A 17,718-nucleotide genomic window follows, 5' to 3' on the forward strand; every position below is an offset into this window, starting at 1 on the left:
GTTAACGGAAGAGGAGCCCCTTAATAATGGCCGAAGTAACAGTAAAGCAACTCGCCGAAATGGTTGGTGTTTCCGTTGATCGTTTGCTCGAGCAAATGAAGGAAGCAGGTATATCTGGTAAGAATGTTGGCGCTGAAGTATCTGAATCAGAGCGTCAAACATTGCTGAATCATCTTAAGCGTAGTCACGGTGAAGATGCAGCAGATGGTGAACCAAAGAAAATCACTTTAAAGCGTAAAACTACATCTCAGCTTAAAGTGTCAGGTTCATCAGGTAAGAAGAAAACAGTTAATGTAGAAGTACGTAAAAAGCGTACCTATGTGAAACGCTCAGAAGTTGAAGGTGGTGATGAGCCAACTGAAACAGTTGACGAAGCTGCATTAGAAGCTCAGAAAGCTGAAGAATTGCGTTTAGAAGAAGAGCGTAAGCAGCAGGAAGCGAAAGAACAAGCTGCACGCGAAGCGGCTGAAGCAGAAGCTGCTAAAGAACGTGAAACTAAGCAAGAGCAGAGCCGAGAGCAAGAAGAAGTTGATGTTCAGCGTAAGCAGAAAGAAGCTGAAGAAGCGGCTCGTTTAAAACGTGAAGAGGAAGAAGAAGCTCGCCGTCGTAAGGCTGAAGCTGAAGCTGAAGCACGCTTTAAAGCACAAGAACAAGCTAAGAAGAAAGAGCCAGCGTCACAAGATAATCGTCGCGGTAAAGGCAAAAATAACCGTGGTGATAATCGTAACGATAACCGTCGAGGCGGGAAAATTAGCCGTAATCGCGGTAAAAATGGTCGTCCTCTTTCTAACAAGCCAAACGAACATGGCTTTAAAGAACCAACAACTCAGCAAGTCATTGATGTAACTGTTCCTGAAAGTATTACTGTTGCAGAATTAGCGAAGAAAATGAACGTTAAAGCTGCAGAAGTGATCAAGGTTATGTTTGGTATGGGCGCTATGGCGACTATTAACCAAGTGATTGACCAAGAAACAGGTATGCTTGTTGTAGAAGAGATGGGTCATACGCCAATCGCACTTCAAGAGAATGCGGTTGAAGAAGCGTTGATGGAAAGTATTCAAGCAATGCAGGGTGAGCAGGAAAGTCGCGCACCGGTTGTTACTGTTATGGGTCACGTTGACCATGGTAAAACATCATTGTTGGACTATATACGTTCATCACGTGTAGCTTCCGGTGAGTCCGGCGGTATTACGCAGCACATTGGTGCTTATCATGTAGAAACAGATAATGGCATGGTTACTTTCTTAGATACACCGGGACATGCTGCTTTTACAGCGATGCGTGCGCGTGGTGCTTCTGTAACTGATATCGTTATTCTTGTTGTGGCTGCTGATGATGGTGTAATGCCTCAGACTGAAGAAGCGGTACAGCATGCTAAAGCTGCGGGTGTACCACTCGTTGTTGCGGTTAATAAAATTGATAAAGAGCAAGCTGATCCTGATCGTGTTAAGAATGAACTTGCAGCACTGGATGTTATCCCTGAAGAGTGGGGTGGTGAAAATCAGTTTGTAAGTGTATCGGCTAAAACAGGCCAAGGTATTGATGAGTTATTAGATGCAGTGTTACTGCAATCTGAAATTCTTGAACTAACTGCAGTGCCTAAGGCTCCAGCTCAAGGTGTAGTTGTTGAGTCCCGTCTTGATAAAGGCCGTGGTCCAGTTGCAACGGTACTGATCCAAAACGGAACCTTGGAAAAAGGTGATATCGTTCTTGCCGGTCTACATTATGGTCGTATTCGTGCGATGCTGGATGAAAATGGTAAGCCTATTCATGGTGCAGGTCCTGCTATCCCGGTTGAGATTCAAGGCCTAGATGGTACGCCTAATGCCGGTGATGAATTCACTGTTGTTAGCAGCGAGAAGAAAGCGCGTGAGATTGCACTGTTCCGTCAAGGTAAATACCGTGATGTGAAATTGGCCCGCCAGCAGAAATCTAAACTAGAAAACTTGTTTGCTAACATGCAAGCCGGTGATGTTAAAACTTTCAATATTGTCCTTAAAACAGACGTACGTGGTTCATTGGAAGCGCTAACTCACGCATTGGAAGATCTATCTACCGATGAAGTAAAAGTGAATATCGTTTCTGGCGGTGTTGGTGGTATTGCTGAGACTGATGCTAACCTTGCGGTTACAGCATCTGCATTGATGGTTGGTTTCAACGTCCGTGCTGATCAGCAGGCTCGTCAGGTAATGGAACGTGAAGGCATCGAACTTCGTTACTACAGCGTAATCTACGATATTATTGATGACGTTAAGCAGGCGATGGGCGGTCTTCTTTCTCCTGAATACCGTGAAGAGATCGTTGGTATTGCTGAAGTACGTGATGTATTTAAAGCACCTAAGATTGGTCTTGTGGCTGGTTGTATGGTTACTGAAGGTACAGTTTTCCGTAACAAGCGTATTCGTGTACTGCGTGACAACGTGGTTATCTATGAGGGCGAATTAGAATCTCTACGTCGCTTTAAAGATAACGTAAACGAAGTTCGTCAGGGTATGGAATGTGGTATCGGCGTTAAGAACTATAACGACGTTAAAGTAGGAGACCAGATTGAGGTCTTCGACACAGTCGAAGTTCAACGTACACTTTAAGGTAATAGATAACCTTTATGGCACGCGATTATAGTCGTACATCAAGGATTGCGGACCAGCTCCAACGTGAGCTGGCCCAGCTTATCCAGTTAGAAATTAAAGATCCTCGTCTTGGTATGGTGACAGTAAGCTATGCCAAGGTGAGTAAAGATCTTGGCTACGCTGATGTTTACATCACTGTTTTACCGCTTAATGGTAAAGATGAAGATGAAGCAATAGTTGATTCACTAAAAGTGCTTAATAATGCGGCCGGTTTCCTAAGAGGGGCGCTGGCTAAACAAGTTAAGTTACGAGTGATGCCGCAGTTGCGTTTCCATTTCGATGAAACTATCGAACGTGGTCGTCACTTGCATCATCTGATTGAGGCCGCAGTGCGCCAAGAAAATCAGAATTCAAATAACGACACCGACGGAGAGTAATGCGTGGGTCGTCGTAGAAACCGAGGCCGGGCGGTCGACGGTGTATTTCTGTTAAATAAACCGCCAGGTATCTCTTCTAATTTTGCTCTTCAACAAGTGCGTCGTCTATATGGTGCCGCTAAAGGTGGGCATACAGGCGCGCTAGATCCTCTGGCAACCGGTATGCTTCCTATCTGTTTAGGTGAAGCGACAAAGTTTTCACAGCATCTGTTAGATTCAGATAAACGCTACATAACCACCGCAAAGCTAGGGATAAGAACAGACTCTAGTGATGCTGATGGCGTGGTTGTTGAAGAAAAACCTGTACCAGAAAATCTAACCGAAGCACAGATTGAGCAGTTTCTCGTCGAGCATTTTAGCGGCGAAATAGAACAAGTGCCGTCCATGTTTTCTGCGCTAAAGCATCAAGGCCAGCCTTTATATAAACTGGCACGCCAAGGGATCAAGATAGAAGTTAAGCCGCGTAAGGTCATTATCCACGAGATAAAAATGACGGCCTTTCGAGGTGATGAAATTGATCTTGAAGTGTATTGCTCAAAAGGGACTTACATCCGTTCAATTGTCGAAGATCTAGGCCACCTTATAGGCTGTGGAGCCCATGTAAAAATGCTGCATCGAAAAGATGTCGGCGCATTTACAGCGGACCAGATGATGACATTGGATGAGCTGCGTCAAAATGTACCGGAAAATGCCGATGAAGAGGCCCTAAAGGGCATACAATTTGAGCTAGATAAGCTATTATTGCCAGCGTGGGCAGCAGTGGCTGATTTGCCAGCTGTGCAACTTGATCCCTCCCAGTCGAAACTTTTGCTTCATGGTCATCATGTGTTATCGAATGAAGCACAAAAATATGAGACGGGTGGTTTGGTGCGTTTATTTGCATCTGCAACTGAGGTAGACCCCGAGCGTTTTTTGGGTGTTGCTGAGGTTAGCGATGAAGGAGCATTTAAGCCTAAACGGCTTATTTGTACTGAAAACGACCAATAGTACTAATTAAATAGAATTTTTTAGGTGTCTAAAGAGGCCTAAATAATGTGGCGTTGTACTGAAAATATGCTCGGTGCATCGTTTCTTTCAAATCCAGCGGCTAAATAACAGCCGTGTGCATATTTTTTTAGGAGAATGAAAATGGCATTAACTGCTGAAAATAAAGCGGCAATCGTTGCAGATTTCGCTCGCGCTGAAGGCGATACTGGTTCCCCAGAAGTTCAGGTAGCTTTGCTAACTGCTAACATCGAAGGCTTACAGGGTCACTTCAAAGTGAACAAGCATGACCATCACTCTCGTCGCGGTCTAATCCGCATGGTAAACCAGCGTCGTAAATTGCTGGATTACTTGAAAGGTAAAGATGCAGATCGTTACCTAGAGTTGATCAAGCGTCTTGGTCTACGTCGCTAAGTTAGTGTAAGTTTCTCAGGGCCATACATTGTATGGCCCTGATTTTATCTGAGGCAGTAAAGTAGTTAACAATTTCATCCCGCCTGTACTTCAATACACTTTTGGTTTTTATATAAAGAGTTTATTGAAGTACTGGCACTACTTAGGTATGGATGTTAACTCGCTGCGACCTCATCCAATTTTAAGGAAATTATTGTGTTTCAAGTAACTACTAAAACATTTCAGTTTGGTGGTCAGGAAGTAACTATCGAAACTGGTCGCGTTGCGCGCCAGGCGACAGGTGCTGTTCTGGTCAAAATGGGCGGTAACGAAGTACTTTGTACGGTTGTTGGTGCTAAAGAAGAAAAACCAGGTCAAGGTTTCTTCCCTCTATCTGTTCACTACCAAGAGAAATACTACTCTGTTGGTCGTATTCCGGGTGGCTTCTTTAAGCGTGAAGCGCGCCCATCTGAGAAAGAGACTTTGACATCACGTCTAATCGACCGTCCAATTCGTCCATTGTTCCCGAAAGGCTACATGAACGAAGTACAGGTTGTTTGTACGGTTATGTCTGCAGATAAAAAGAATGATCCTGATATCGCTGCAATGATCGGTACATCCGCTGCACTTGCGATCTCTGGTATTCCATTCCAAGGTCCAATCGGTGCTGCACGTGTAGGCTTCACTGAGCAAGATGGTTATATTCTTAACCCAAGCTATGAGCAGCTTGCTACGTCTGAACTAGACATGGTAGTTGCGGGTACGGCTGACGCAGTATTGATGGTTGAGTCCCAAGCACAAGAGCTTTCAGAAGATGAGATGCTAGGTGCTGTTCTTTTTGCTCATCAAGAGATGCAAGCGGTTGTTACGGCGATTAACGAGCTATCTGCTGAAGCAGGTAAAGAAGCTTGGGTATGGACGCCGAAAGAAAAAGACGAAGAGCTTGTTGCTAAAGTACGTGCTGAAGTGGCTGAAGGTATTGCAGCTGCGTACCAAGTTGCAGACAAAATGCAGCGTCAAAACGCATTAGCTGAACTTCGCGCTAAAGCGGTTGAAGCGCTTTGTGGTGAAGAAGAAGGTCAGCCTTCTGCAAGCGATGTGTCTAGCATTGTTAGCTCACTTGAAAAAGAGATCGTACGTGCGCGCATCGTAAGTGGCGAGCCACGTATTGATGGTCGTGATAATAAAACTGTTCGTGCTATTGATGTACAGATCGATGTACTACAAGGTACTCATGGTTCTTCATTGTTCACACGTGGCGAAACGCAGTCTATTGTTACATGTACTTTAGGTACTGCACGTGATCAGCAGATCATCGATGCAATCGAAGGCGAGCGTAAAGACCCGTTCATGTTGCACTACAATTTCCCTCCATACTCTGTAGGTGAATGTGGTCGTATGATGGGTGCTGGTCGTCGTGAAATCGGTCATGGTCGTCTAGCCCGTCGTGGTGTTGCTGCGGTTCTACCAACACAAGAAGAGTTCCCATACACAATCCGTATCGTATCTGAGATCACTGAATCAAACGGTTCAAGCTCTATGGCATCGGTATGTGGTGCATCTCTATCTATGATGGATGCGGGTGTTCCTCTTAAGGCACCAGTTGCGGGTATCGCAATGGGTCTTGTTAAAGAAGAGAACGGCTTTGCTGTCCTAACTGATATTCTAGGTGATGAAGATCACTTAGGTGACATGGACTTTAAAGTGGCAGGTACTGAAACCGGTATTACTGCACTTCAGATGGATATCAAAATTACAGGTATCACTGAAGAGATCATGGATATAGCGCTTGAACAGGCATATGAAGCACGTGTTCATATCCTTAAAGAGATGGCTAAAGTTATCGGTTACGCTCGTCCAGAGCTTCCAGATAATGCACCAGCGTTGACTCAGCTTAAGATCAACCCTGAGAAGATCCGTGATGTTATCGGTAAAGGTGGTGCAACTATCCGTGCACTGACTGAAGAGACTGGCGCATCTATTGATATCGAAGATGATGGTACGGTCCGTGTTTATGCAGCTGATAAAGCAGCAGCAAAAGCCGCTACTGATAAGATCCTAGAGATCACTGCAGAAGCTGAGATCGGCAAAGTTTACGAAGGTAAAGTTGTTCGTATCGAAGACTTCGGTGCTTTCGTTAATATCTTACCAGGCAAAGATGGTCTAGTTCATATTTCTCAGATCGATAACAAACGTGTTGAGAAAGTAACTGATTACATCCAGATGGATCAGATGGTTAAGGTTAAAGTTCTGGACGTAGACCAGCGCGGCCGTATTAAACTATCTATGAAAGATCTAATTGCTGACAATGAAGTAAGCTAAGCATTGCTGCATAACACTTAGCTTCGGCTAAGATGGATTAAAAAACCGCCCTTGGTAACAATGGCGGTTTTTTTGTGCTTTTTTTTTACAAACAGAGGATAAGTAAAAGTGGGTTTGTTGATCATAGGTTTTAGGGGTTGATAACTTATCCCATAAATCTGTGGATAACTTCGTTAGTAGTCTGAGTGCTGATCGCTGGGAGCCACTAATAGTGAGGGGTGCCGAGAATTGGTTATATTTTTATCAGCGGTGGAAAACGCTTAAAATCTATCCATCATTTCGCCTAATGTTGCGATTGCTGTGATCTGTTCATTACTTTGCGTGTAATGGGCATAGCAGAGTCGGATATGGTGATTGAAGCGGTTATCTGCACAAAAAAGATTGCCTGGGGATATACCGATTCCTGCGGTTAACGCTTGTTGAAATAACTGATCACTGGCGACTCGCTCAGGTAGATTAAACCACTGTAAAATACCCCCTTGCGGTTTTATAAACATGGTTTCTTTGGGCCAAAAGCGCCTTACATCTTCTGTTAGCATATCAACACGTTCACTATAGATTCGGCTCACTTGCGCTAGGTGGCGACGGTAACGACGGCCAATGAGTAGTTCGCTAACAGCTTGCTGTGTAATGGCCGGACACGCGATATTTGTGACAAATTTATAGTAATTGATTTTGTCATAATAGCGTCCAGGAAGCACCCAGCCGAGTCGTATGTCTACATCGATGGTTTTTGAAAAAGAGCCGCAGTGGAGCACTCTTTGCTCCGTATCTAAAGCTTTTAATGGGGTTGGGCGTTGCTGGTTATAGCTGAGTTCTGCAAAAACATCATCTTCAATTAAGGCTATATCCCAGCGATTAGCTAGATCTATAAGCCGTTTGCGGGTCGATAAATCTAAGTTGAAACCGAGTGGGTTATTGAAGCTTGGATTAGTGAGCACGGCTTTAATCGGCCAGCGTTCTAGTGCACTTTCTAAAGCATCTAGGTTAGTGCCTTGTATTGGGTCGGAGGGAAGCTCGATCACTTTTAAGCCTAATGCCTCTATGCATTGTAGTGTCCCGTAGTAGCAAGGAGACTCGACGGCAATGGTATCCCCTGCTTCGGCAACAGCACGTAGGCAGAGTGAGACCGCTTCCTGCCCCCCTTGGGTGATGACAATATCTTCACTATTGCAGGCGATAGAAGTGGAATTAAGGTGGTCAGCTAGGGCTTTTCGGAGTCTTGGGTCACCGGGTGGCGTGCTGTAATGACTTCTGCGTCGGCTGCTCTCTAGTGCCCATCGACGAGCGGTTTTAGCAAGTTGTTGATAATACCAGCCAACTGTTGGCCAGCGTGAATCAGGATAAGCAGAACCAAGAGCTAGGTTTCCAGGTTGGTTGGCTGAGCCTAATACACTAAAGGCGGTTGCACCCATAGTGACTTTTCTTGGTTTCAGGGGAGGGCTGTTTTTTAGTTGTGCCGAAACAAAAAAGCCCTGTCTATCTTTTACTTGGAGTTGTTTTAGGTTTTCCAGCTCAGTTAGTGCTCGAATGATGGTGTTTTTACTTAATTGATATTGCTGGCTGAGTGCTCTTATTGAGGGTAGGCGGGAGCCTGGTGGAAGATCACCTTGTTCTATACGTAATTGAAGTTTCTGCACTAAGTGTTCATATTTTTTCATGGGTACAGCTTACTTTAATTTATTGATAAATTCATATATTGCTTCTCTGTACCCTAAAAGGTCGATGTTTTGTGTCCCTTTTCTGCTTGGACTCTAGCCTCTACAGTGTGCTTTTTTGTAATAGATATGTGGGGATTAACCTAATGCTGAGTCGGCAGCAAAAATTAACATTAGTACCTTGGGCTTTTGTCGGTATTTGGAGCACAGGTTTTATCGGTGCTAAGTATGCTGTGCCTTATATGGAACCGTTTAGTGTTTTATTTTTGCGTATGTTTCTCACCTTGATCGTCTTTGCTGCTCTTATGTTTTGGCGCAAGCCTCAATGGTGTTCTCCTAAGCAAGCGGGTCACCAGATGGTGGTTGGGTTGTTGGTACATGCCTGTTATTTAGGTGGTGTTTTTGTTGCTATTGATTGGGCGCTACCGGCGGGTATTACTTCATTAATTATGGGGGTTCAGCCTCTATTGACTGCGTTAATCGGTTGGTTGTGGATAAGTGAGCGCTTACATAAAGCTCAGTGGTTAGGTTTGGTGCTTGGCTTTTTGGGTGTATTGCTCGTGGTGAGTCAGAACGGCGCTCAAAATTCTGATGCTGCCGGTTGGGATGCATGGACCGCGGCGATTGTTGCTTTGTTGGCGATCTCTATTGGTACGCTCTATCAGAAACGTTTTGGCGGCGGTGTAGACTTGATGGTTGGCGCTTTCTATCAATATTTAGTGACAGCTATTGTGATGGCATTGCTGGCTTGGCAGTTTGATTCGGGTGAGGTGATTTGGAGTTGGCCCTTATTAGGTGCTGTTTTATGGATGGTGTTAGCTTTATCTGTGACAGCTATTTTACTGTTTCTTGTCATGATCCGTGAGGGGGAAGCGAGTAAGGTTGTTAGTTACTTTTATTTAGTGCCGCCATTGACTGCACTGGAAGCTTGGCTTCTTTTTGATGAAACACTGAATATTTATGCGCTATGCGGTATAGGCGTTACTGTAGCGGGTGTCTATCTGACGGTTAAGCGTAGGGTATAGATTAAAACAGGCTAGTGTTTGCTAGCCTGTGGATCGCTTACATCTTGTGAGTTAGACGGATCAGCTTGAAGTTACCATTAGACATAATACATTCAGCTTGATGGAAGTATTTGAGGGCTTTGCGTTCTAATGGGATATGCATATTTGTAACAAAACAAGCAATACCTTGTTCATTGAGGTGATCATGGGCAGCTTTAAGAAAGCGATCGGTCAAGTCGCCATCCACGGCAAAGCCTGCGTGGAAGGGCGGATTGCAGACAATTAGATCAAACTTTTCACTAATGCCTTGTGCACAGTTAGCGGCGATAACCTTCGCATTGATGGGGTAGCGGGCAAAGTTACGTTCACAAGCAATAATAGCTGCAGCGTTGTTGTCTGTGGCCGTTACGGGGATGTCTAAGTGTGTCAGGTTGAGGGATAAGTAACCATAACCGCAGCCGAGATCTAGCGCACTTTTAGGAGGTTCAGGTAGGGTCATCAAAAAGCTATCTAAATGTTCTATTAGGTAAGCGCTGCCTTTATCTATTTTATCCCAGCCAAAGATCCCCGGTTTGCTCTGGTACTCAAATCTATCATCGGTACAACCTGTGCGCAGTTGGTGATAGTTTTTATCATCTAGGATGTCGTCGCTGTGTTCGTTGGTTTTTATGAGTTGGGCGAGCCATGTGTCTTTGTCTTTTTTACTGTTTTCACCCATACCAAAAAGCTTTTTAGCTTTTGTGAAATAGGTTTTTATGCCTTCGTTTTTATTACCGGCAAGAATTAGTTCGCCACCAACTTTTAGGCAGCGATAGGCTTCATTAATCAGGTGGTGGGCAACTAGTTTCTCTTTAGATACTCTATAAATGACACGCTCTAAGCTATTATCCTCAATAATGGAGAGATCATAGTCGGAGAAAAATGTTGTCCATCCTTGTCGCTGTAATTGAGCTTGAAGGTCTAAGCGATTAGTAATGCAGGTGACAGCATCGTTAGGCTGAAGGTTGGCGGCAAGTAAATTTTCATCCGCTAGCCACAGACTTTTTGTTTTTGCGCTCTTAATATAAGGAGCGAGTAGAGGAAACGCTGAATCACTCATCGGATGCTGTTGATCTCTTCGTCAGTTAAAAAGCGATATTCGCCAAGCTCTAGTTCTTCATCAAGTTCAATTTGGCCTATTTTAGCTCTATGTAACTCTTCTACTTTGTTACCAATAGCAGCAAACATGCGCTTAACTTGATGATAGCGCCCCTCAGTTAAAATGACTTCGGCTTCGTGGCTACTAACAATGGTTAATTCTGCTGGTTTAGTGCGAACTTTGTCATTGATAAGAGTCAGCCCTTTCGCAAACTTTTCTATCGCATCCTCAGGGATAGGGTCAGCAGTGATGACTTGATAGAGCTTGCCGGTTTTATGTTTTGGTGAGGTGATTCTATGTGCCCATTGGCCATCGGTTGTAATAAGCACAAGTCCCGTGGTATCTACATCTAGTCGGCCACATATTGTAAGTTCATTCGCTCTTGGTAGATCGATAAAACTTAAAACGCTAGGGTGTGTACCGTCGTCATTGGAGCAGACGCAGCCTATAGGTTTATTCAACATCAGGTATTTTTCCCCTGGTGCTTCTAGTGGATAGCCACTGAGGTATACCTCATCTTCAATCTCATCTATATGTAAGGCTGGATTGGATACCTCTTCGCCATTGAGTGTGACTTCGCCTGTTTTAAGAAAGCGGCGAACCTCTTTACGAGAAAAACCAGAAGACTGAGAAAGGTATTTATCTAGGCGCATGTAAGTACTTTTTTAGTAACTCGGTGAGTGAAGAATGGAATAAAGCAGCTATTATATCTGAAGGAGCTTATCCCCTACAGCCTGCGGCGTTTTTTACCTGCGCATTTTAGGCTAATATACGCGCCTTAACCGTGGAGCCTGCTTGTGAAATTGTTTGTAGATAACCTTACCAATGTGGATTTTTCCTATTTGCACCCTCAAAGAGGGTTATTGGGAGAGTCGTGGCTTGTTCAGCTGGAGCTTGATGGCAGTTTGAATGATCAAGGGATGATTTGTGATTTTGGTATTGTTAAAAAAGAAGTTAAAAAGTGGTTCGATCTTTGGATTGATCATGCGTTGGTTGTGCCAACGGGGTTGCCAGAGTTGGCGTATAGGGTTGATGCCGGTTATACCGCGGTTGAGTGGGCTTATCCTAATGGCGAACGCTTTTCTTGTCGCTCGCCTGAAGCGGCTATCTGTTTAGTGGATATGGCTGAGATTAACGAAGCTACACTGGCTGATTGGTGTCAGGGAAAATTGCTTGAGTTGTTTCCCGGCGAAGTTAAGGGTTTAACCATTCGCTTTGTACCGGAAAAAATTGATGGGGCTTTTTATCATTACAGTCATGGCTTGCAGAAGCATGATGGTAATTGTCAGCGCATTGCTCATGGCCATCGTTCTAAAATTGAGTTGTTCATCAATGGACAGCGGGATAGATCTTTAGAAGCGGAGTGGGCGGAGCGGTTTAAGGATATATACATAGGCTCAGAGTCCCATGTAACATCCCAGAGTGAAGATGAGCATAACTATGCTTACCAAGCCCCACAGGGCCGGTTTGAAATTAGTTTGCCTGCTCGGGTTTGTTACATAATCGATACGGATTCTACGGTGGAATTGATTGCCTCCCATTTGGCTAAGCAAATCAAGTTAAGTTACCCCAATGACCGGGTCATGGTTAAAGCGTATGAAGGGGTTGGTAAGGGAGCAATCGCAGAGGCGTAGTTATTGCCTGTCAGTGTGAATTAAAGAAAAAACCGCAGAAAACTGCGGTTTTTTTATGTAAGGGAGGGGCGTTAATTAACCCCTCTTATCGCTATTAGCTACGTTCAACGGCTAATGCTGTACCCATACCGCCACCAATACAGAGTGTCGCTAGGCCTTTCTTAGCATCGCGTCGAGCCATCTCATGTAGAAGGCTTACGAATATACGACAACCTGAGGCACCAATAGGGTGACCCATAGCGATTGCGCCGCCGTTAACGTTGACCTTGTCAGTATCCCAGCCTAGGTCTTTATTTACAGACATGGCTTGAGCAGCAAAGGCTTCGTTTGCTTCAATTAGGTCAAGGTCGTCAACGCTCCAGCCTGCTTTAGCAAGGGCTTTCTGAGTCGCGCAGATTGGGCCTGTGCCCATGATTGCGGGATCAACACCTGCAGAGGCATAGGCTTTGACAGTCGCAAGAACAGGAAGACCTAATTCAGCCGCTTTCTCCGCTGAACATACGATCACAGCCGCAGCACCATCATTAATTGTTGAGGAGTTACCCGCTGTTACTGTGCCATCTTTTTTGAAAGCAGGGCGTAGTTTAGCCAGTGCTTCGGGTGTGCAGCCAAAACGTGGCTGTTCATCCGTATCAAATACGATAGGGTCGCCTTTACGTTGTGGAATCGTTACAGGGATGATTTCATCCTTAAAACGACCAGCTGTTACTGCAGCTTCTGCTTTGTTTTGAGATGCTGATGCGAAGGCGTCTTGCTCTTCGCGAGTAAAGCCATATTTATCTACGATGTTTTCAGTTGTGATACCCATATGGTAATCGTTGAAAGCATCCCATAGGCCATCCTTAATCATGGAGTCGATCATTTTCCAGTCGCCCATGCGAGCACCATTACGGGAATTCGGTAGGACATGAGGGGCTACACTCATGTTTTCCTGACCACCCGCAATGATAAGTTCTGCATCACCGCAACGAATGGCTTGTGTTGCCATCTGAATGGCTTTTAGACCAGAACCACATACTTTGTTGATCGTAAGTGCTGATACCTCATTTGACAATCCTGCATTTAGGGTTGCCTGGCGTGCTGGATTTTGACCGCAGCCTGCCGTTAGAACCTGGCCTAGAATAACTTCATCTACTTGATTTGGGTCTAAGCTTATTTTCTCAAGTAAACCTTTGATTACAGTTGCACCTAGATCAGATGCAGCGATTTTAGAAAGTGAACCACCAAAAGTACCAACTGCGGTACGGCCCGCAGCAACAATTACAACGTCACGCATTCGAAATGCCTCTTAGCTTAGCTATGTACAAAATTCATTCACGATGATCATAAGCCATATAGATGACTTGATTGTTTCAGGTGAAAAGCGGCATTTATACAAAAACCTTTATATGTCATTCCATCTTGCATGACTGGTTTAAAAACCGTTTTTCTATGCAGCAATACTATTCATATAGTTTTTATTGCATTGCAGGAACTCATCGTTCTTGCAGTCTGCGCGACCAGAGCCCTGCTTGTCAAGCCACGAAAGTAGGGGGCTTATAAGACTTACGTTGATGATTAGATATTTTGCGCTGCAAAATAAAAGCGGGAAGGATAGAGTTAAGAAATATGAAAACTAAGCTAATTCAGCGGGTTCCGAGCGAGGTTTCCTCGCTCGGGATGTGATTTATAGATCGATTTGAAGGTTATCAATAAGACGAGCTGCCCCTATATAAGCTGCAGCTAAAATAACAATTTGATGATCTGTGTCGGTTGCTGGTTGTAAATCACTTCGGCGGCAGATCTTATAATAATCTCTTTTAAAACCAGCAGCTTCTAGAGTAGCTTGAGCTTGCTCTTCGATTTCGTTAAAGGCTTTATTGCCACTCACAATCGCTGTCTTAGCTGTTTGCAGTGTTTGGTTAAGTAGAGGGGCAATCTCAAGTTCTGATGGTGTTAGATAGCCGTTACGGGAACTTAAAGCGAGTCCCTTATCATCACGAGCAATGGGGGCGCCTTGGATCTCAACAGGCAGACTGAGATCTTCGGTCATTCGACGAATGACCATCAATTGCTGAAAATCTTTTTCGCCAAAGATAGCAACATCAGGCTGTACCATGCCGAAAAGCTTACAAACAACCGTAGCGACTCCACGGAAATGTCCGGGGCGTGTTATGCCACAGTACATGTCTGAGATAACAGGTACTTCAACTTGGGTCTGGGCTTCTCGACCGTGGGGATAGACCTCTGCATCTGTAGGTGCAAATAGGTAATCACAACCTCGGGAGGATAGCTTTTCCTGATCCTGCTTAAGTGTCCTAGGATAGCTGTCTAAATCTTCACCTGCGCCAAATTGTAGCGGATTAACGAAAATAGAGGAGACAACAATATCGCTAGTGGACTTTGCTTGGTCTATTAGTTGTAGATGACCTTCATGTAGGTTGCCCATAGTAGGAACAAAACCTATGCGCCGACCTTGCAAACGCTCCTGTTTGAGAGCAGCTCGTAATTCGGCAATCGAGTGTATAGTTTGCATGCTTATTCGAATCCGTGTTCCTGTGCGGGGAAAGTGCCATCTTTAACCTCTTTAATATAGAGGGATATAGCAGCTTCAATACTGTCGGCATTTTGCATAAAGTTTTTAACAAACTTAGGGCTTCGGCCGGGTGTGAGGCCTAGCATATCGTGCATAACCAATACCTGTGCATCGGTATCTGACCCAGCACCGATACCAATAACAGGAATATCGAGCGCTAAAGTGATCTCTTCTGCTAAAAGTGAAGGTACGCACTCTAATAAGATAATGCTTGCGCCTGCATCTTGTAATAAGACGGCATCATTCAGCATCTGCTTGGCGCTTTCTGTATCGCGCCCTTGAACGCGATAGCCGCCGAGCTTGTTTACGGTTTGTGGTGTTAGGCCTAAATGAGCGCAGACGGGAATACCACGTTCTGCCAGCATAGATACTGTATCAGAAAGCCATGCGCCACCTTCTAGCTTCACCATGTTTGCACCGGCTTGCATAAGTGCCGCGGAACTGTCCATCGCCTGTTCAGGTGTTGAATAGCTCATAAACGGGAGGTCAGCCATGATTAAACTACCCTGATTGCCTCGGGCAACCGACTGGGTGTGATAAGCCATCTCTTCAACGGTCACAGGGAGCGTGCTGTCGTTTCCCTGAAGTACCATACCTAAAGAGTCGCCTACCAGAATGACTTCGGTACCAGCAGAACTGATCAGGTGAGAGAAACAAGCATCGTAGGCAGTTAGAACTGCGAACTTCTCGCCGGCCTTTTTCATTGATGACAACGTGTGCAGAGTTATTTTGCTCATGGAATTAGCTTCCTAATATTACGCGTTGGCGCGATTATACCTATATCTTTAGCAGGCTGCCCATAGGACATGCTGTTAATAGTTCAGATAAAGGTAAGCCTTTTGGCATAGAAAGGTGCGGATTAATTTCCGCTAAGGGGTATAGAACAAAGCTACGTTCATACATATAGGGATGGGGAATACTAAGGCGCTCGGTTTCTATGATCTGATGACCGTAGAGCAAGATATCAAGATCGAGTGTTCTTGGGCCCCAATGCCTCTCCCTGATGCGTTGGTGCTTCTGTTCTAAAAGCTGTAGCTGATCTAGTAAAGCTTCAGGGGAGAGCTCTGTTTCTATCTCTGCTACTGCATTAATAAAGTCTGGCTGGTCTTGTGGGCCGACGGGTGCTGAGGCGTATAAAGACGATGCGTTAATTAGTTCGCACTTGTCTAGTAATGCTAGCTCGTTTAACGCACTTGATACTTGCTGTATTGGGTCGTCTAAATTACTACCTAAACCAATAAAACAACGGAACTTAACTTTCATTGCCTGAGCGTTCTTTTTTTGGTTTATATGTTTTTTTTCGGCGTGTACGGCGAGGCTTATCTATTTTATCTAAGCCATTTAGCATTTCGTCTTGTGCTTCGCTATTCACATTTTGGAAATCAGTCCACCACTGGCTTAACCCATCAAGTTGTTCGCCACTGCTTTCTCGTAGGAGTAGTAGGTCGTAGGCGGCTCTGAATCTTGGCATTTCCATTAGACGATGAGCGCGATGACCTTGACGGCGAGGCAAGCGCAACTGCATCTCCCAGATCTCTCGGATTGGCGTCGAAAAACGGCGAGGAATGGCTGTAGAACGCACCTGTTCCGCAATGACCTGATTCGCTGCTTCATGCAAAGCGGGCAGTGGAGGCATTTTTTTCTCACGCATTAGCTTTTGCATACGTTTCTGTGTGGGATACCAGAGGATAGCTGCGAATAGAAAAGCAGGGGTTACACTTTTTCTTTGTGCTAAGCGTCGGTCTGTATTTTTTAATGCATTCTCAATAAGCCTTTCCATAGGAACATCTAATTGAGGATCGTTCAGTAAGTCTTGGACTTGAGAGAAAAGAGGTTCAAATAGCTCAAGGCGTCGAAGTTGCTGGTAGGATTTGAGTGCGTGCCCAGACTGAAATAATTTTAATGTTTCATCAAATAAACGAGCGGGAGCTATACGCTTTAGCATGGGCGCTAAAGGTCGGATAGGGCTTTCAGATGCTGGCTCAATCGTGAAATCAAGTTTAGCGGCAAAACGAGCGGCCCTTAGCATGCGGACAGGGTCTTCTTTATAGCGATCTTCTGGATCGCCGATCATGCGCAGCACACCTTTTTGTAAGTCTTCGAAGCCGTTGGTGAAATCGTATACGCAATGGTCTTTCGGACAGTAATATAAAGCATTAACTGTAAAGTCTCTGCGTAGGGCATCATCTTCTATAGTGCCATAAACATTATCACGCAGGATCATTCCGCTATCGCACTGTTCACCGGAGCCATCTTCTGGCTGGCTATCATGGCTCGCTCTAAAGGTTGCAACTTCTATTAAGTCACGGCCAAAACGGACATGAACAAGTTTAAAACGACGGCCAATCAGGCGACCGCGGCGGAATAGCTCAGCCGCTTCTTCTGGGTGAGCGTTAGTTGTAACGTCGAAGTCTTTAGGTTTTTTATTCAGTAATAAATCACGAATACAGCCCCCGACTAGTAAACCGTCATAGCCTGCATCTTGCAGGCGATAGGCTACTTTAAGAGCGTTGTCATCTAAAAGTCGACGGGGAATTTTATGCTCTTCTTCTGTTATCCGGTGCTTTTTAGCTTCGGTTATTATTGCAGAAGTCGGCATTGAGCCATCATCATTTTTTGTTTGTGGGTTGCCGCGGAATACTTTACCCAGCGCTTTGCTAATGGTTTTAAGCAATTTAGTGCCTATTTAATACAAATTTAATATCTAGTATGAGGGTTTGTAGGCTAGGTGTCTTAGAAGGATTTTAAGTGGTAATGATCCTTTTAGCCGTTCCCTTATAAAAAATCGGGTGCGCAATCATACCATTGATAGAGGGTATAATGGGAGTGCTAGCTGGTTTCAATTATTATTCGGAAAGAGGGGGATGGAATAGCTGACCGCATCTCAGGTAACAACTGCTATATATGTTTCTTAGCTTGTTGTTATTTTTTCTAAGAGCCTTCTAGATCGTTACAACTTCGCTACGATCAGCTTTACTAAACCTCATTATTATTTTTATTCGA

General features: G+C 44.7%; 15 protein-coding genes. 7 read left to right on the top strand and 8 right to left on the bottom strand.

Annotated elements, in window-relative coordinates; genetic code table 11:
- Positions 1-26: 26 nt before the first annotated feature.
- The 5 genes from infB (at position 27) to pnp (ending at position 6,706) form a co-directional block, all read left to right on the top strand.
- Complete coding sequence (infB, locus tag Q4492_RS14145; protein ID WP_303419225.1) at positions 27-2,588, top strand: translation initiation factor IF-2; 2,562 nt, start codon at positions 27-29, stop codon at positions 2,586-2,588.
- A 17-nt stretch (positions 2,589-2,605) separates the two neighbouring features.
- A complete protein-coding gene (gene rbfA / locus Q4492_RS14150; protein WP_067868151.1) occupies positions 2,606-3,007 on the top strand; it encodes a 30S ribosome-binding factor RbfA in 402 nt (133 codons plus the stop codon).
- 3 nt (positions 3,008-3,010) lie between these two features.
- Positions 3,011-3,994, top strand: a complete 984-nt coding sequence (gene truB / locus Q4492_RS14155; protein WP_303419230.1) for a tRNA pseudouridine(55) synthase TruB — start codon at positions 3,011-3,013, stop codon at positions 3,992-3,994.
- Between the two features lie 141 nt (positions 3,995-4,135).
- A complete protein-coding gene (gene rpsO / locus Q4492_RS14160; protein ID WP_303419234.1) occupies positions 4,136-4,405 on the top strand; it encodes a 30S ribosomal protein S15 in 270 nt (89 codons plus the stop codon).
- 195 nt (positions 4,406-4,600) lie between these two features.
- Entirely contained in the window at positions 4,601-6,706 is a 2,106-nt protein-coding gene (pnp, locus tag Q4492_RS14165) for a polyribonucleotide nucleotidyltransferase (protein WP_303419237.1), read from the top strand.
- 260 nt (positions 6,707-6,966) lie between these two features.
- Here pnp and Q4492_RS14170 read toward each other — a convergent pair whose 3' ends face one another.
- Entirely contained in the window at positions 6,967-8,367 is a 1,401-nt protein-coding gene (locus Q4492_RS14170; protein WP_303419240.1) for a PLP-dependent aminotransferase family protein, read from the bottom strand.
- Positions 8,368-8,510: 143 nt separating this feature from the next.
- On the opposite strand from Q4492_RS14170, the gene Q4492_RS14175 reads away from it, so the two are divergent.
- Positions 8,511-9,389: a DMT family transporter gene (locus tag Q4492_RS14175; protein ID WP_303419243.1), complete on the top strand. Its 879-nt coding sequence runs from the start codon at positions 8,511-8,513 to the stop codon at positions 9,387-9,389.
- 37 nt (positions 9,390-9,426) lie between these two features.
- On the opposite strand, the gene Q4492_RS14180 is transcribed toward Q4492_RS14175, so the two are convergent.
- Both Q4492_RS14180 and rsuA read right to left on the bottom strand, forming a co-directional pair.
- Positions 9,427-10,467 carry a methyltransferase gene (locus Q4492_RS14180; RefSeq protein ID WP_303419246.1) on the bottom strand — a complete coding sequence of 347 codons (1,041 nt, stop codon included), beginning with the start codon at positions 10,465-10,467 and terminating at the stop codon, positions 9,427-9,429.
- Positions 10,464-11,159: a 16S rRNA pseudouridine(516) synthase RsuA gene (gene rsuA, locus Q4492_RS14185; RefSeq protein ID WP_303419249.1), complete on the bottom strand. Its 696-nt coding sequence runs from the start codon at positions 11,157-11,159 to the stop codon at positions 10,464-10,466. Before rsuA ends, Q4492_RS14180 begins: the two co-directional genes overlap by 4 nt.
- Positions 11,160-11,303: 144 nt before the next feature.
- Here rsuA and Q4492_RS14190 point away from each other — a divergent pair, with 144 nt between their 5' ends.
- On the top strand, positions 11,304-12,140 hold the full coding sequence (locus Q4492_RS14190; RefSeq protein WP_303419251.1) for a 6-carboxytetrahydropterin synthase: 837 nt from the start codon (positions 11,304-11,306) through the stop codon (positions 12,138-12,140).
- Between the two features lie 94 nt (positions 12,141-12,234).
- Here Q4492_RS14190 and Q4492_RS14195 read toward each other — a convergent pair whose 3' ends face one another.
- From Q4492_RS14195 to pcnB, 5 genes are all read right to left on the bottom strand, one after another.
- Entirely contained in the window at positions 12,235-13,416 is a 1,182-nt protein-coding gene (locus tag Q4492_RS14195) for an acetyl-CoA C-acetyltransferase (protein WP_303419254.1), read from the bottom strand.
- Between the two features lie 390 nt (positions 13,417-13,806).
- A complete protein-coding gene (gene panC, locus Q4492_RS14200; protein ID WP_303419257.1) occupies positions 13,807-14,655 on the bottom strand; it encodes a pantoate--beta-alanine ligase in 849 nt (282 codons plus the stop codon).
- Between the two features lie 2 nt (positions 14,656-14,657).
- Complete coding sequence (gene panB / locus Q4492_RS14205) at positions 14,658-15,452, bottom strand: 3-methyl-2-oxobutanoate hydroxymethyltransferase (protein WP_067868117.1); 795 nt, start codon at positions 15,450-15,452, stop codon at positions 14,658-14,660.
- 40 nt (positions 15,453-15,492) lie between these two features.
- Positions 15,493-15,978 (bottom strand): 2-amino-4-hydroxy-6-hydroxymethyldihydropteridine diphosphokinase, encoded by a 486-nt coding sequence (folK, locus tag Q4492_RS14210; RefSeq protein WP_303419260.1) that lies wholly within the window; start codon positions 15,976-15,978, stop codon positions 15,493-15,495.
- Positions 15,968-17,389, bottom strand: a complete 1,422-nt coding sequence (gene pcnB, locus Q4492_RS14215) for a polynucleotide adenylyltransferase PcnB (protein ID WP_303419262.1) — start codon at positions 17,387-17,389, stop codon at positions 15,968-15,970. Before pcnB ends, folK begins: the two co-directional genes overlap by 11 nt.
- Between the last annotated feature and the right edge of the window lie 329 nt (positions 17,390-17,718).

Source organism: Neptuniibacter sp. 1_MG-2023 (assembly GCF_030547185.1).
Classification (GTDB): domain Bacteria; phylum Pseudomonadota; class Gammaproteobacteria; order Pseudomonadales; family Balneatricaceae; genus Neptuniibacter.